This window comes from Actinokineospora sp. UV203, assembly GCF_056323665.1.
The window spans coordinates 1,402,963-1,416,971 of the sequence record NZ_CM150484.1; the positions used below are offsets into that span (position 1 = coordinate 1,402,963).

Below are 14,009 nucleotides of genomic sequence, written 5' to 3' on the forward strand. Positions count from 1 at the left end.
GCTTTGTCATGTGCGCCCTAGTGCCCTAGGGCGGCCAAGACCAGATCCGCGACACCGCGCTGTGCGACACGGCCGCGAGTTCGGCCTCGGTCGCCGCGTTCGGGTCGTCGCACCACAGGCTGACCTTGGATCCGAGGTTCGCGGCGCGTTCGGCGGCACTGAGCCGGGAGCCGGCGACGAACACGTCGGGGTGCCACAGGTCGTACATGGTCGACGGGGGTGCGTTGAACCGCGGCCGGACCGCCGGTCGTGTCGTAGGTCGGGGTGAACGACGCGTTCATCACCCGGTGCCCCGCCGCGATCAACTGCTTGCCGGCGTAGGCGTCGCCGGTCCACGGGAAGCCGGCGAACCCGTTCCGCGACCAGTGGTCCCACGATGATGTCCGAGTCCACGGTGATGGTCGCCCCACCCGGCTTGAGCCCGTCGTTGTGTATGCGCGTGGCCTTGCCCGCGGCCCGGACGATGTCGTTGGCCCAGTTGATAAACCCGTAATAGGTGTCCTTGCCGGTCGCTTTCGCTCCATAGTGGACTTTGGCGTACTCGGCCGGCTGCGTGCCACTGCGGGTCCGGGAACAGACGCCGACGCGATCCTGTCGAGCCACCCGGAGCTGAAACTGGTCAGTCGCCGCGTAGGCGACCAGGTCGGCGATCTCCCGCTTGGTGTAGCGCTGAGGCGAGACGATCTCCGGGGTGCGTCTCGCCGGCCGGCCGGAGCCCGAAGCGGTCGGACAAGTGCAGGTGCAGCAGGTTGAGCATGAGGTAGCTCAGCTCGCGGATGCGGGAGCGCAGCCATTCGACGGAGAAGAACTGGCGGCCGACGTCGACGAGCAGGCCGCGTTCGGGATAGGCGGGCCAGTCGGCCGCGGTGCCCGCCGGGACGGTCCACCCTGGCGCAGCCACTGCAGGACGGCCCTGGGCGCCTACCGCGTGAGAGAGCGGGATGCCGGTGAGCGCTCGGAGATCGGCGGCGAGCACGGCCGCGGCCTGCCGCAACGCCCCCTGTGCGGGCCACGATCCGGGTGTCCATGCCGAAGGTGTAGGCGCCGGTCCCGAGCGTCCACCGCCGCGGCGCCGGGATGGTCACCGGCGCGGCCATGGCCGCCGTCGCCCCCTGCGCGACGGCGGCCACGCCCGCCACGGCGCACGCCACCGCGGAGACCGCCGAACCGAGACGGACGGCGAGTCTCCCCATGGCGCGCTCCTGACATCGGCTGTTCAGAGGTGTTCGGAACTGGCGCCGAGTATGCAAGAACACTCTTACTTCACGCAAGAGTACTCTTACGGTCATGGCCACCGGGACCCGGGATCGGATCATGGACGTCGCGTTGAAGCTGTTCGAACAGAACGGCACCGTGGGGACGGCGATCACCGCGATCGAGGCGGGCGCGGGCCTGTCTCCAGGAAGCGGCAGTTTCTACCGGCACTTCAAGGACAAGAACGAGCTCCTGCTCGCCGTCGTCGAGCGCGAAATCGAGCGGGTGCAGAAGAATCCCGCCGCGCAGGTGTCGCGGGCCGACGGTCCGATCAGCGTGACACTGGCCCGCCAGCTGTACGAGGATCTCGACTTCCTGCGCGAGCTCAAGCCGCTGATCGCGATCTTGCTGTGGGAACGCGACCGGGCGCCGGACATGGCCGCGCGGGTTCAGCAGCTGATGGTCGACCGCGGGGTGGAACTGGGCATCGCCGACCTGTTCCTGCAGACTCCGGCCGCCGCGGTCACCGAGGACCCGGCGGCGGGGGCGATCGTGATGATGTCGGCGATGATCGGGTATTTCCTCACCGTGGAGTACTTCGGGTCGACGCCTGGTGGGGTGGACGCGGAGCGGTTCACCGCGACGCTGGCGAAGCTGCTGACGACGCCTGGATAAGTCCGGACACGCCTGTGCCCCGCGGTCGTCACCGCGGGGCACAGGCGTCTCAGGTCAGCTGACCGACACGGACGGGTTGTCGACCGCCCAGTACCAGTTGTTCGCCCCGTTGGCGAGGCGCCACTTGACGACCATGGAGGTCGCGCCGGACGGGACCGGCACGGTGAGCTTCTCCAGCTTGGCCACGGCGTCGGCCGTGTACTTGAGGATCTGCGTCTCGGCGCCGCCGTTGAAGGAGACCGTGACGGTGGCCGTCTCCGACCCTTCCTTGAGGTAGTGCGAACCGAAACCGATGGTCGCGGTCCGGCCGGCGGTCACGGCGTAGGGCGCGGAGACCAGGGTGGAGTTGAACGTGCCGCTGGTGGTCTTGTCGGACCACTCGTCGGAGTCGGCGACGGCGAAGACCCCCCGGGCCCGGACGTTGGACTCGCGCTGCTGGTCGGCCTGGGTCCTGGTCCAGAAGTCGTCGTTGGTCAGCGACCAGCCGCGCCACTCGGCCATGCCGCCGGTGCCCATGCCAGTGTTGTCGATGCCCCAGCCGCTGGGCACGGTCTTCGTCCAGCCCAGCACGTCGGTCGGGATGTCGGTCTCGTCGACCCTCGGCTTCAAGGTGACACCTTCGAACGGATCGGTGGACGGGGTGCCCAGGACCTGGCCGTCGAGCGCGGCGGTGACGCCGTGGATGCCGAGGACGGTGGTGGCGATGTCGACGTTCTTCGGCTTCACCGCGAACGTCCCGGCGGGGACACCCGGTCCGGTCTGGATGACGAACGACGACCGCTCGGCGACGCTGCTGCCGCCGTGGCCGCCGGAGTTGGTGTGGCCGTGGTCGGTGGAGACGAGGAACGTCCAGTCCTCGTCGGCGTAGGTCGGGCGCGCCTTGATCGCGCTGATGACCGTGCCCATGTGCTTGTCGGTGTTCTCGATCGCCTGGGGGTAGCAGGAGCCTGCGGCGCCGCAGCTGTGGCCGGCGATGTCGACTTCACCGAAGTAGACGAAGGAGGCGTCCGGGCCGGTGTCGCGCAGGTGCGTCGCGGCCTTGGTGGCTATCGTGGCGTCGGCCGCGGCGTAGCCCGGTGCGTCGCTGACGGTCTCACGCTTGTCGATGGCGCTGCTGAAGATGGCCTTGCCCGCGCTGTCGCTCGTCAGCGGGGACCAGTCGGCGATGGCGTAGGTGGACAGCGCGCTGTTGGCGCTCTCCAGCCTGGTCAGGAAGTCTGGGTACTGCGCGAGGTTCGTCGAGGTGCCCCAGTTGTTGCTGGTCACCTTGTGCTTGTCGGGCCAGACGCCGGTGGCGAGGGTGGCCCAGCCGGGCCCGGACAGGGTCGGCGCCATCGGGTTGGCGTACAGCGTGGTCTTGCTCGACCGGCCGTTGGCGATCAGGGCGTCGAGGGTGGGGGCGTTGACGGGGGCGATCTTGTCGAACAGCAGGCCGTCGATGCCGAACACGACGACCTTCTTGGGGCGCGGTGCTGCCGCGGAGTTCGCGGTGGGCACGACTATGGCGAAGGTCGCGGCCAGCGCGGCGGCACCTAGCAGGGTGGGGATGCGACGACGAGATGTACTCATCGTGAGTTAGTCCTTTCCGGACTTAGGCGCCGATGCGGCGCCGGATGACGGCGGATAACTGATCCACTGCGACCACGAGGACAAGCACCACAAGGATGTGCGTGACCATCTGGTCGAACCTGAACAACTTGATGGACTGGTTGATCAGGAATCCGATCCCACCCGCGCCGACAAGGCCGAGGACGAGCGAGGACCGGACGTTCACGTCGAACCGGTAGAGCAACAGCCCGACGAACTGGGGCAACACGGTGGGCAACACCGCGTTGGCGGCGACCTGAAGTCCCGACGCACCGTTGATCCGCAGCGCGTCGCGGGGGCCGAGATCGGTCTCTTCCATGGCCTCAGCCCAGAGCTTGCCCATGACGCCGGTGTTGTGGAACACCAGGGCGAGGACACCGGCGAACGGGCCGAGGCCGACGGCGGTGACGAAGATCAGGGCGAACACGACGTCGGGGACCGAGCGCAGGAACGACAGGATGGAACGGGCGGCCTGATAGATGGCTGTGTTGGACGTGGTCGCCCGGGAACCGAGGAACGCCAGGACAAGCGCGAACGGGATGGAGAAGGTGGTGCCGAGCAGTCCGATGTAGAGGGTGACGAGCGCGGCCTCGATACTGGGGCGCAGCACCTTGTCCCACGTGAAGTCGGGCGGAAGCGCCTCACTGAGGAAGTCGGCCATCCCGCGCCACCCCTGCACCAGGGCGGCGGGCGAGAACTCGGTGTCCCGCCAGGCAAGCACGTGCACCGCGACGACGCCGACCACGATCCCGACGACGAGCAGCGAGGGCTTGGTGCGCCGGGGTGGGGCGATCTTGACGCTCATGCCCGATCACCGCGGATTTCACCTGTGTGGGCGACACAAGCTATCCACAGCCCACCCCACAACCGCCATTCCTGTCGCCCACCCCCGATAGACTGGCCAAGGGCAGTCCCCCCGGGAAGGGTGGGGGCTACGGTTGCCCCGATCGCGGTCCTCATCGTTGTTCTCTTTCCGGTTCGTACAGGGTGTCTACATCGGACTGGCTGATCTTCTCGGGTGCGGCGTTCAGCACGACCGTTCCCTTCAGCAGCCCGACAATCCGGTCGGCGTGCGCACGGGCGAGGTCCGGCTGGTGCAGGACGGTCGCCACCGCCAGCCCCTCCCCCGCCAGCTCCGCGAGCAGCGCCACGACCTGCTCGGCCGCACTGGGGTCCAGCGCTGACACCGGCTCGTCGGCCAGCACCACACTCGCCCGCTGGCACAAGGCGCGAGCGATGGCCACCCGTTGCTGCTGGCCGCCCGAGAGCTTGCCCGCGGGTTCCGCCGCCCGGTCGGCCAAACCGACTCGTTCCAGGCACGACATGGCCTCCTCCCGCAGTTCACGCGGGAACAGTGCCGGGGTGAGCGACCGACCTACCGGGAGCCTGCCCAGCGCGCCCGAGCACACGTTGTCCAGCGCGCTTCGCCGACGTACCAGGTGGATCTGCTGGAACACCATCGCCGCCTGGGCCCGGCTGCGGGCCAGGTCCTTGCCGCTCAGGCCGATCACGTCCCGGCCGCCGAGGCGGATCTCGCCGGAGTCCGGAGTCTGCAGGCCCACGACGCAGCGCAGCGCGGTGGACTTGCCGGAACCGTTGGCTCCCAGCACGGCGACGAACTCGCCGCCGTGCACGTCAAGGTCGACCCCGGAAAGCACGGACCTGCCGTTGAACGACTTGTGCAGGCCCCGGATGGCCAGCCTGGGCTCAGACGTCATCTTCGGACAGCCCCAGGGCGCTCGCGAGGTCGAACAGCGGCTGGTACGTCTCCTTGGTCACCGCGACGAGCGGCCCCGGCGGGTCGACGTCGAGGAACGCGCTGACCTTGGCGACGTCCGAGGGGCTCAGGCCGAGCAGCGCCTCGCGGACCTTGTCCTGGAACGCCTTGTCGAGGTCGCCCCGCATGGTGATCGGGTCGTTCGGGATGGGGTCCGACGTCCAGATCTGGCGGAACTTGGACTGGTCGAAGGTGCCCGCGGCGGTCGCGGTGGTCAGCTGCTGGCTGTTGATCTCGGCCGCGTCGACCTTCGCGTTCTTCAGCGCCAGCAGCGCCTCCGGGTGGCCGCCGGCGTAGTCGATCTTCACCGCGTTGTCGGCGATGCCCGCCTTCTTCAGCGCGTAGCGCGGCAGCGCGTCACCTGAGGTGGAGCCGGGGCTCGACAGCGCCAGTGTCTTGCCGGGGAGGTCGTTGATCGACTTGACCGGCGAGTCCGCGGGGACCCAGATGCCGCCGGTGTACGTGGTCAGCTTGCCGGTCGAGTCGGCGAAGGAGGCCACGGGCTGCGCGTTGGCCTTGGTGCTGGCGAAGACATATCCCAGCGGGCCGAACTGGGCCAGCTCCAGCTGCCCGTTGCGCATGGCGAGGACCTCGGCGGAGTAGTCGTCGACGATCTTGAGCTCCACCGGGCAGCCGAGCTTGCTCTCCAGCGCCTTGGCCAGCACCTCATACGCCGGGGTCAGCTTGGCCGGGTCCTCATAGGGCTCCACCCCGAAGCGGACCTTGCCGTTGGGGCAGGCGCCCGCGACAGCAGGCTCAGCCGAGCCGCAAGCGGCGATAGTCAGACACATCAACGCGCCTGCGGCGGCGGCGGTCAGTCGAGTACGTACGCGCATCACGAAACTCCTTGCGGGGGAACAGGGTTCAGAGCAGGTCGTCGAGCACGCCCGGGGCGAGGCCCATGGCGGTGGTCATGCCGATGCCGGAGGTGACCGAGACGACTCGGACCCCTTCGGCGGGGGTGGCGATCAGGAACGGCTCGGGCGCGGAGGCGTATACGCCGCGCCACCGCTGCCGCACGGTCAGGTGCGGCACGCCAAGGAGTTGGGCTGTCTCGGTGAGGACCGCGTTGTCGAGGTCCTCGGTGTCGAACGGGTCGAGGGTGCGGGCGTAGTGGTGGGTGTCGCCGATGATCAGGTCGCCATCGGGGGCCTGGGTGTACATCAGGTTCATGCCCATGCCGACGAGGTCCGGCCGCTGCCCGCTCAGGCGGTCGCGCAGCGCGGGCAACGTCGGGCACGCGGCGAACGCGTCGTAGCGCAGCATCGAGAAGCCGGTGAGCACCGCCGGGTCGATGGCCCGGCCGTGCGGGTCGGCCACCCGCAGCATCCGCAGCGCGCACCGCCGGACCTCGGCTTCTTCGGCGAGATCGGGGAAATGCCGGTCGACATCGTGGCCGACCGCGACGACGATCTTGTCCGCGCGGACCGTGCCCTTGCTGGTGCCGACGGCACCCGGCTCGATCACGTGCACCGTGGTGCCCCAGTGGAACGTCACCCCGCGCTCGGCCAGCAGGCAGGCGATGGCGTGGACCGCTTCGCGCGGGTCGACCCGGATGTCCAGCGGCAGCAACGCGCCGCCCACCACGTCGGCGCCGACCGGCACGCGCTCGGCGACCCCGGCGGCGTCGAGGAGGACGACCTGGTCGTCGCGGATCGCGTGGAACTCTTCGAGGACCGCGTATTCGTCGTCGTCACGGGCGACCACAACCGCGCCCGCCTCGCGCGCCCACATGCCGGAGTCCTTGGCCAGACGCAGCCACGAGGCCCGCGCGGCGAGGGCGTAGTCGAGCGCCGGACCGTCCTGCGCGGTAACGCAGCCGTGGCCGAAGTTGCGCACGGACGCCCCGGTCGCCCGGTCGTCGCGCTCGACGACGGCGACCGACAACCCGCGTTCCAGCGCCGCGTAAGCGTGCGCCAGGCCGACGATCCCGGCGCCGACGACCACGAGGTCCGCTCGGCCGATGTCACTTGTCATGACAAGAACGATGGAAGAGCCGCACAACCCCTGTCAATGCCCGGGTGCGCATACGCATTCGCTGTTCATCTTCCGTTCAACAGCCGCTTGACCAGCGGAAATGTCCGCAACCGGCAGTTTGACTCGACAGTCGAGACCTGTATGGTCAAGTCCATGGGGACACCGCTGCACGAACAGATCGCGGCCGAGGTGCGCAGGCAGATCGCCACCGGCGAACTGGCCGTCGGGGCGCAGGTGCCGTCGGAATCGCAGCTCTGCGCACTCTGGGACGCCTCGCGCGGACCGGTCCGCCAAGCGCTGGCGACGCTGCGCGCCGAAGGGCTGATCGGCGGCGGCCGGGGCAAGCCGCCGGTCGTGCGCAGGCAGGTGCTGAGCCAGCCGTTCGACACGTTCCTGTCGTTCTCGCGGTGGGTCGACGGCCTCGGCCGCACGGCGGGCCAGCGGACCCTTGAGGTCGCGCTGCGGCCCGCGCCCGCCGAGGTGGCCGACCCGCTGCACATCGACGAGGGCACGCCGGTCGTGCAACTGGTGCGGCTGCGCCTGATCGACGACAAGCCGACCATGGTCGAGCGCTCCACGTTCGTCGAGTCGGCCGGGCGGCTGCTGTTCGATTTCGACTGCGACTCCGGCTCGATCTACGCCTACCTGGCGGGCCAGGGCGTCGACATCACCGTCGCCCACCACATGATCGACGCGGTCGCCGCCGACCAGACCGACAGCGACCTGCTCGACGTCGCGCTGGGCGCTCCCCTGCTCCGCGAACGCCGGCTCGCGCGGGGGTCCGAGGGCGAGGAAATCGAGTACTCCGACGACCGGTACCGCCCGGACATGATCAGTTTCACCATCGAGAACTCCCACCAGGCCGCCCAGCCCGCGCTGGTGCGCAGCTGGCGCCCGGCCACCGAGCGAAAGAAGTCGGCTTCGTGATCGAACTCGTTGTCCTGGACATCGCGGGCACCACCGTCGAGGAGTACTCGGCCGTGTATGTCGCGCTTGAGGAAGCCGTGCGCGCGGCGGGCGGCTCGCCGACCGAGGCCGACATCCAGCGGTGGATGGGCGCCGACAAGCGCGAGGCCATCGCGGGCATGGTCCCCGACCAGTCCACTGTGGACGTCGCACTGGCGGAGTTCCGTTCCCGACTGGCCGCGGCCTACGCGGCCGTGCCGCCGCACCTTTTGCCGGGGGTCGGCGAGGCCATCGCGAAGCTGCGGGCCAACGGGATCAAGATCGCGCTGACGACCGGGTTCGACCGGGGCATCACCGATTCGCTGCTGGCCGTGGTCGGCGTCGACAGCTCGGTCGTGGACGCGGTCGTCTGCGTGGACGACGTCGCGGCAGGCAGGCCCGCGCCTTACATGATCTTCCGGGCGATGGAGCTGACCGGGGTTCGGGATGTCCGTCGGGTCCTCACAGCCGGGGACACCGTGCGTGACCTGGAAGCCGGGACGAACGCGGGCGCGGGCATGGTCGTCGGGGTGCTGAGCGGCGGCCTGGACGCCACGACCCTCGGCGCGGTCCGGCACACACATCTGCTGCCCAGCGTCGCCGACCTGCCCGCACTGCTCGGCTGATCCCGCGCACGTCCGCGTGGCAACAGAATGGCAACCGCCGCCGCTTACCGTCGCGATGGCAGGTCGAAAGGACCTGCTGAAGCTGGACGGGGACGGTGAGCGCGGTGCCGCAGGGGAAGGGCACACCGGTCTTGGCCGTCCCGGTCCAGGCGGCATGGGGTGATTTCGATCAGTCGCTTGCCCGCGCCGTGTCTTGCCGCCTGGGGGTCGGCAAGGCCCGCGGCGGGCGAGCGCATCCCCTTCAGCGAATGCGAGCGACCCGTCCATGCGCAAGTTCCTGATCGTGCTGGGCCTGGTGGTGATCGCCGCCGGGGTGGCGCTGTCGATCATCGCGCTGGTCACCGCCGAGGAGCAGTCCCAGGGCTGGCAGAACAACGTCGGCCAGTCGACTTGCGTCGTCGACACCGAGACGCAGCCCGCGGTGCGGCGGTGCCAGTTCACCATCAAGACGCCGTACCAGGGGGAGATGTCCCTGACCGGGCTCACGCTCGCCATGACCGGCATCGGCGTCGAGGTCGCCGCGCTCGCGCTGGCCCCGAAGCCGCCCAGGACGCCGCACTTCCCGAACTTCGGGCCGGTCACCGCACGGGCAGGTTGACCACCACGTCGTTGAGCGACATCGCTCCGGGCAGCCTGCTGCCATGCCCGAAGGACATGTCCGACAGCGGCGACACCGTCAGGTAGAGGTGTTTGCCCGCGGGCACGTCCACCGCGATCGACGGCAACTCGACACCAGTGCGCGTCTTGCCCAAGGCGATGCCGGGTTCGCGCAGCGGCAGCATGTTGTTCTGCACGATGTGCGCGTCGAGCGGCGAGGTGCCCACGGACAGGGCGAGCATCAGCCTGCTGTCGAGCGAGAGCGACGTGACCTTCGCGTCGAGCGTCGGTGTCCCGGCGATCGTGATCGGGCCCGAGGCGATCGGGTAGTGCAGCGGCAGGCCGACGCCGACCGTGTTCACAACCGAGCCCAGCCGCACGGACTGGGTGGCGGCGGTGTCGGCCAGCGTGACGCAGCGGCCGCCCAGGGTGGCGAGGTGGTAGAGCCCGCGCCCGCCGAGTCCGGTCGACTTGCCCTGCAACTCCTCCTGGAAGAAGCGCAGCGACAACGCCCGGAAGTTGCTGTCGTTCAGCTTCTTCGAGCACGGATCGTCCACCGGCAGGCCGCCTTCCGCGATCGCGGCAAGAAACGCGGCGGCGTCCGGCGCTCCCATGGGAAGCACGCTGGGCAGCGTGTGCCCGCCGTTGTAGCCGACCATGATGCTTCGGGCCCGCGCGCTCGGGGTGAGCGCCCGCTGGAAGTTCTTCAGGCCTTGGTCGAGCGGGAACAGGTTGTCGGTCTCGCCCTGTCCGAACAGGACTGGGATGTTCAGCTTGCGCCCCTGCGAGACGTGCCAAGCGGGACCGTTCTTCACGATGAACGCCGCCAGGTTCGGCGGCCAGTTGCCCGTCGCCGCCGCCTCGACGAGGCCGACAGTCGCGGCTTGGGAGTTCGCGGCGGACGGCGTCCCGGCCGCGTAGAGGAGCAGGGCCCACAGGGTTCGCGGGACCCCTTGCGGCGCAAGGCTTTCGCCGAGGTCGTGCCAGGTGATCTCGGGGGCGAGCGCGTCGAACCGGGTGGCTCCCCGGTCGCGGAGTTCGCTGAACGCGCCGACGAACTGGTAGCCGCCGCCGTAGGAACCGCCGATGGCGCCGATCACCGGGTCGCCCGGTCGCTGGGTCTTGACCCAGTCGAGCCCGGCGACCACGTCGACGAGCCGTTGCACGTCCTGGCCTTCGATGTCGGGGTTCTCCAACTGGGCGACTCCCCCGCTCTCCCCGAACCCGCGCTGGTCGAAGCTCAGCACACCGAAGCCCGCGCCCAGAAAGTCGGCGAAACCCTCGGGTGCGGTGGCGCGGCTGCCGCCCCACCCGTGGCTGTGGAAGATCACCGGTACCCGGTGCGCGCTGTCCGCGCTCTCGGGGCGGAAGATCGTGTAGCAAATCTGGACCGGCACGGTCGTCCCGGGATCAGGCACACCGGCGACGCAGCCGTTCACGACGGTCGGGGCGGCCTGTGAAACCGGCGCGGCGACCACCGTGGCCACCGCGGCGGCCAACAGCGCTGCCAGGACGCGCGCGAGCTGAGACCCCATGACGACTCCGATCCGTCCGGCGACGATGCCGCACCGATAACGAGTCAGTCAGCCTGCCGTCACGCGGTGTGCCACCAGACCTTGAACCGGGGCACGTAAGTCCCCATGGGCGTGCGGCAGCTTCCGTCGACCACATACCGATTGATCTGGTCGCTCCAGAGGTGGTACCGGGTGGAGTACTGGCAGTTCGCGTAGGCGCTCCAGCGGACTCGGTCTCCATTGAACCCCTCCCAGGCCCAGTGGCTCAGGTACGAGATCCGATTCGGCGGAGTCACCAGCGCCTCGATCTCGGACTCAGCGGCCTCATCGTCCTCCGCCAAGTCGGGGTCCAAGTCGACCGTGGGCTCCGACAAGAGGTCCGCCGTGATGTAGTCCAGTTCGGCGGGCTCGACGCCGAGGAACTCGGCCGTCGCCGCGATGGAGCGCTCCGGTGGGACGTCCTCGTCCGTGGTCATGGGCCACCTCCTACCGGGAGTATGACGCCGATCACAGCGAGTCGCAGGCTCACTCGCGGAGAAACGCCGCGGGGGTCGTCCCCTTCCACCGCTTGAACGCGTAGATGAAGCTCGACGCCTCCGCGTACCCGAGGCGCAGGGCCACGTCGTGGACCGACAGGGCGCCGGTCGCGAGCATCTCCTCGGCGAGGGTCTCGCGGACCTCGTCAAGGAGCGCGCGGTAGCTCGTGCCCGCGTCGTCGAGCTTGCGGCGCAGGGTGCGTGGGCTCAGGGCTATCGCGCGGGCGACCTCGTCCATGGTCGCGGCGCCGCCCACCTTGATGAGGCGGTCCCGTACCTCGCGCGCGATGCCGGTGCGGGCCCGGTTGCGGGCCACCAGGTCTCGGCACTGTGCCTCGCACAGCGCCACGGTGTGCTCGTCACCCTGCGGCAGGGGTTGGTCGAGGTTGAGGTCGAGGGCGGCGAGGTTGGCGGGCGCGTCGAACGTCGGGTGCACGCCGAACGCGTCGTCAGGCCAGCCCGGCGGCTCGGGGAAGCGTAGCTCCAGCCAGCGCAGCCGGATCGGCTCCGGCAGCAGGTCGGTCATCACCTTGAACATGGCCGACATGTCGCGTTGGACCAGGAAGGCGCGCACATCGGCGGGGACGCGGTCGTCGCGCAGCTCCCAGCGGATCTCGTCGCCGTCGACGTGCACGACCGGGATGCAGAAGGCGAAGCTGAGGTCCCAGTAGCGCAGCGCGAACGCGATCATGTCCCGCACGGTGGGGCTGCTGACGCAGGCGAAGCCGAAGATCCCGAACGTGGTGACCCGGTAGCGGAACCCGACCTCCACGCCGAGCGCCGGGCGTTTCCCGAGCAGGCGGACCAGGTTGCGGACGACGGCGAGTTCCTGGTGGGCGTCGATCTGCGCGTCCGGCTTGGCCAGCGCCGATTCGGTGAGGGCGCTGCCGCGCAGCACGTCGGCCGCCGCGACGCCGTGTTCCTCGGCGAACCGGATCATCAGCAGCACGCTGCCCGCCGCGCGCGGGAAGGTCCATTCGGCGACGACGGGCCGCCCGAGTTCCACCATGGCCGAAAGTATGGATCAGCGGACGCCGAATGGCCGAAATTCTCGATTTTCCGGCCGCGGTTCTCTTAGCCGAGGGCCGCGACCAGCCCTAACGTAAAGCCATGACGCAGAGGCCACAGGTCGTGATCATCGGCACCGGGTTCGGTGGGATCGGCATGGCGATCGAGCTCAAGCGGGCGGGCATCGACTCGTTCACCATCCTGGAGAAGGGCACGGAGGTCGGCGGCGTCTGGCGGGAGAACACCTATCCCGGCGCGGCCTGCGACATCCCCTCGCCCTACTACTCGTTCTCCTACGAGCCGAACCCCACCTGGCCCTCGCGCTTCTCCCGGCAGCCCGACATCCAGGGCTACCTCAAGCGGGTCGTGGACAAGTACGGCTTGGGCCCGCACCTCCGGTTCGGCGTCGAAGTCACCGCGGCCACGTTCGACCAGGGCCGCTGGCAGATCGACACGGCCGCAGGCGAGCGGATCACCGCCGACGTCCTCGTCCCCGCCACCGGCCAGCTCTCCCGGCCGGCCATGCCGAACATCCCGGGCGTCGAGTCATTCACCGGACCCGCGTTCCACTCGGCGACCTGGGACCACTCGGTGGACCTCACGGGCAAGCGCGTCGCGGTGATCGGCACCGGAGCCAGCGCGGTGCAGTTCGTCCCGGAGATCCAACCCAAGGCGGCCCGGCTGACGGTCTTCCAGCGTTCGGCGCCGTGGATCCTGCCGCGCCCGCAGGTCGAGTACCGGCAATGGCAGCACGCGATGTTCCGCGCGCTGCCGGTCACCCAGAAGGCGGAACGATTCGCGTTCTGGGTGTTCTGCGAGGTGCTCTCGCTGGCGCTGGTGGACGTCAAGCCGATGGGGCGGGCGGTCGCGGCGCTGTCTCGGTTCCAGCTCCGCAGGCAGGTGCCGGACCCGGTGCTGCGCGCGAAACTCGCCCCGGACCACGAACCCGGCTGCAAGCGCGGCCTGTTCTCCGGCGACTACCTGCCCGCGCTGGCCCAGCCGAACGTGTCGGTCGAGACCACGGCGATCACCGACATCGTCGCCGAGGGGGTCCGGACCGCCGACGGGATCGTCCACGAGGCCGACGTGATCGTCTACGGCACCGGCTTCAAGGCGACGGAGTTCCTCGCGCCGATGGCCATCCACGGCGTCGACGGCCAGAAGCTGACTGACACCTGGAGCGAGGGCGCGCACGCCTATCTCGGCATGGCGGTGCCGGGATTCCCCAACCTGTTCATGATGTACGGGCCGAACACGAACCTCGGGGTCGGCTCGATCGTCTACATGCTGGAGTCGCAGGCACGCTATGTCCGCCAAGCGGTGCTCTGGCTGGACGGGCGGTCCTCTTTGGAGGTTCGCGCGGACGTCGCCGAGGGGTACGACCGCAAGATCCAGGCCCGGCTCGCCCGTTCCGTGTGGACGACTTGTTCGAGCTGGTACCGCACCGCGGCCGGGCGGATCACCAACAACTGGCCGGGCACGGTGAGCGCGTACCGGCTGGCCACGCGCACACTGAACCCGGACGACTATCACCACACGGCGTGGGAATCCGCGTGAGACGAGGAAAGCAGGT

15 protein-coding genes are annotated in these 14,009 nt (G+C 69.5%); 5 read left to right on the forward strand and 10 right to left on the reverse strand.

What is annotated here, in order from left to right; translation table 11 throughout:
• Window positions 1–25 precede the first annotated feature (25 nt).
• The gene (locus ACUZ2Y_RS06220; RefSeq protein ID WP_476327800.1) at window positions 26–208 is read right to left on the reverse strand and encodes a hypothetical protein; all 183 of its coding nucleotides are present in this window, start codon (window positions 206–208) and stop codon (window positions 26–28) included.
• Window positions 209–619: 411 nt separating this feature from the next.
• On the reverse strand, window positions 620–901 hold the full coding sequence (locus ACUZ2Y_RS06225; RefSeq protein ID WP_476327802.1) for a family 20 glycosylhydrolase: 282 nt from the start codon (window positions 899–901) through the stop codon (window positions 620–622).
• A gap of 386 nt (window positions 902–1,287) precedes the next feature.
• On the opposite strand from ACUZ2Y_RS06225, the gene ACUZ2Y_RS06230 reads away from it, so the two are divergent.
• Window positions 1,288–1,869, forward strand: coding sequence for a TetR/AcrR family transcriptional regulator (locus ACUZ2Y_RS06230; RefSeq protein WP_476327804.1), 582 nt, complete (start codon window positions 1,288–1,290; stop codon window positions 1,867–1,869).
• 54 nt (window positions 1,870–1,923) lie between these two features.
• Here ACUZ2Y_RS06230 and ACUZ2Y_RS06235 read toward each other — a convergent pair whose 3' ends face one another.
• The 5 genes from ACUZ2Y_RS06235 to ACUZ2Y_RS06255 form a co-directional block, all read right to left on the reverse strand.
• Window positions 1,924–3,438: an alkaline phosphatase family protein gene (locus ACUZ2Y_RS06235; RefSeq protein ID WP_476327806.1), complete on the reverse strand. Its 1,515-nt coding sequence runs from the start codon at window positions 3,436–3,438 to the stop codon at window positions 1,924–1,926.
• Window positions 3,439–3,460: 22 nt separating this feature from the next.
• Entirely contained in the window at window positions 3,461–4,261 is an 801-nt protein-coding gene (phnE, locus tag ACUZ2Y_RS06240; protein ID WP_476327808.1) for a phosphonate ABC transporter, permease protein PhnE, read from the reverse strand.
• Between the two features lie 151 nt (window positions 4,262–4,412).
• Window positions 4,413–5,174, reverse strand: coding sequence for a phosphonate ABC transporter ATP-binding protein (locus ACUZ2Y_RS06245; protein WP_476327810.1), 762 nt, complete (start codon window positions 5,172–5,174; stop codon window positions 4,413–4,415).
• On the reverse strand, window positions 5,164–6,069 hold the full coding sequence (locus ACUZ2Y_RS06250) for a phosphate/phosphite/phosphonate ABC transporter substrate-binding protein (RefSeq protein ID WP_476327812.1): 906 nt from the start codon (window positions 6,067–6,069) through the stop codon (window positions 5,164–5,166). The genes ACUZ2Y_RS06245 and ACUZ2Y_RS06250 overlap by 11 nt, the downstream gene beginning before the upstream one ends.
• 28 nt (window positions 6,070–6,097) lie before the next feature.
• Window positions 6,098–7,210 (reverse strand): TIGR03364 family FAD-dependent oxidoreductase, encoded by a 1,113-nt coding sequence (locus ACUZ2Y_RS06255; RefSeq protein WP_476327814.1) that lies wholly within the window; start codon window positions 7,208–7,210, stop codon window positions 6,098–6,100.
• 153 nt (window positions 7,211–7,363) lie between these two features.
• Here ACUZ2Y_RS06255 and ACUZ2Y_RS06260 point away from each other — a divergent pair, with 153 nt between their 5' ends.
• From ACUZ2Y_RS06260 to ACUZ2Y_RS06270, 3 genes are all read left to right on the forward strand, one after another.
• Window positions 7,364–8,137, forward strand: a complete 774-nt coding sequence (locus ACUZ2Y_RS06260; RefSeq protein WP_476327816.1) for a GntR family transcriptional regulator — start codon at window positions 7,364–7,366, stop codon at window positions 8,135–8,137.
• Window positions 8,134–8,781 (forward strand): phosphonatase-like hydrolase, encoded by a 648-nt coding sequence (locus ACUZ2Y_RS06265; protein WP_476327818.1) that lies wholly within the window; start codon window positions 8,134–8,136, stop codon window positions 8,779–8,781. The genes ACUZ2Y_RS06260 and ACUZ2Y_RS06265 overlap by 4 nt, the downstream gene beginning before the upstream one ends.
• Window positions 8,782–9,046: 265 nt before the next feature.
• On the forward strand, window positions 9,047–9,379 hold the full coding sequence (locus ACUZ2Y_RS06270) for a hypothetical protein (RefSeq protein WP_476327820.1): 333 nt from the start codon (window positions 9,047–9,049) through the stop codon (window positions 9,377–9,379).
• On the opposite strand, the gene ACUZ2Y_RS06275 is transcribed toward ACUZ2Y_RS06270, so the two are convergent.
• From ACUZ2Y_RS06275 to ACUZ2Y_RS06285, 3 genes are read right to left on the reverse strand one after another with little or no spacing between them, the layout of a single operon-like run.
• Window positions 9,360–10,913, reverse strand: a complete 1,554-nt coding sequence (locus ACUZ2Y_RS06275) for an alpha/beta hydrolase family protein (RefSeq protein WP_476327822.1) — start codon at window positions 10,911–10,913, stop codon at window positions 9,360–9,362. The two genes, ACUZ2Y_RS06270 and ACUZ2Y_RS06275, sit on opposite strands and share 20 nt — an antisense overlap.
• A 59-nt stretch (window positions 10,914–10,972) precedes the next feature.
• A complete protein-coding gene (locus tag ACUZ2Y_RS06280) occupies window positions 10,973–11,368 on the reverse strand; it encodes a hypothetical protein (RefSeq protein ID WP_476327824.1) in 396 nt (131 codons plus the stop codon).
• 49 nt (window positions 11,369–11,417) lie between these two features.
• The gene (locus ACUZ2Y_RS06285; RefSeq protein WP_476327826.1) at window positions 11,418–12,437 is read right to left on the reverse strand and encodes an AraC family transcriptional regulator; all 1,020 of its coding nucleotides are present in this window, start codon (window positions 12,435–12,437) and stop codon (window positions 11,418–11,420) included.
• Between the two features lie 101 nt (window positions 12,438–12,538).
• Between ACUZ2Y_RS06285 and ACUZ2Y_RS06290 the strand changes: the two genes are divergently transcribed.
• Window positions 12,539–13,993 carry a flavin-containing monooxygenase gene (locus ACUZ2Y_RS06290; protein WP_476327828.1) on the forward strand — a complete coding sequence of 485 codons (1,455 nt, stop codon included), beginning with the start codon at window positions 12,539–12,541 and terminating at the stop codon, window positions 13,991–13,993.
• Window positions 13,994–14,009: the final 16 nt, after the last annotated feature.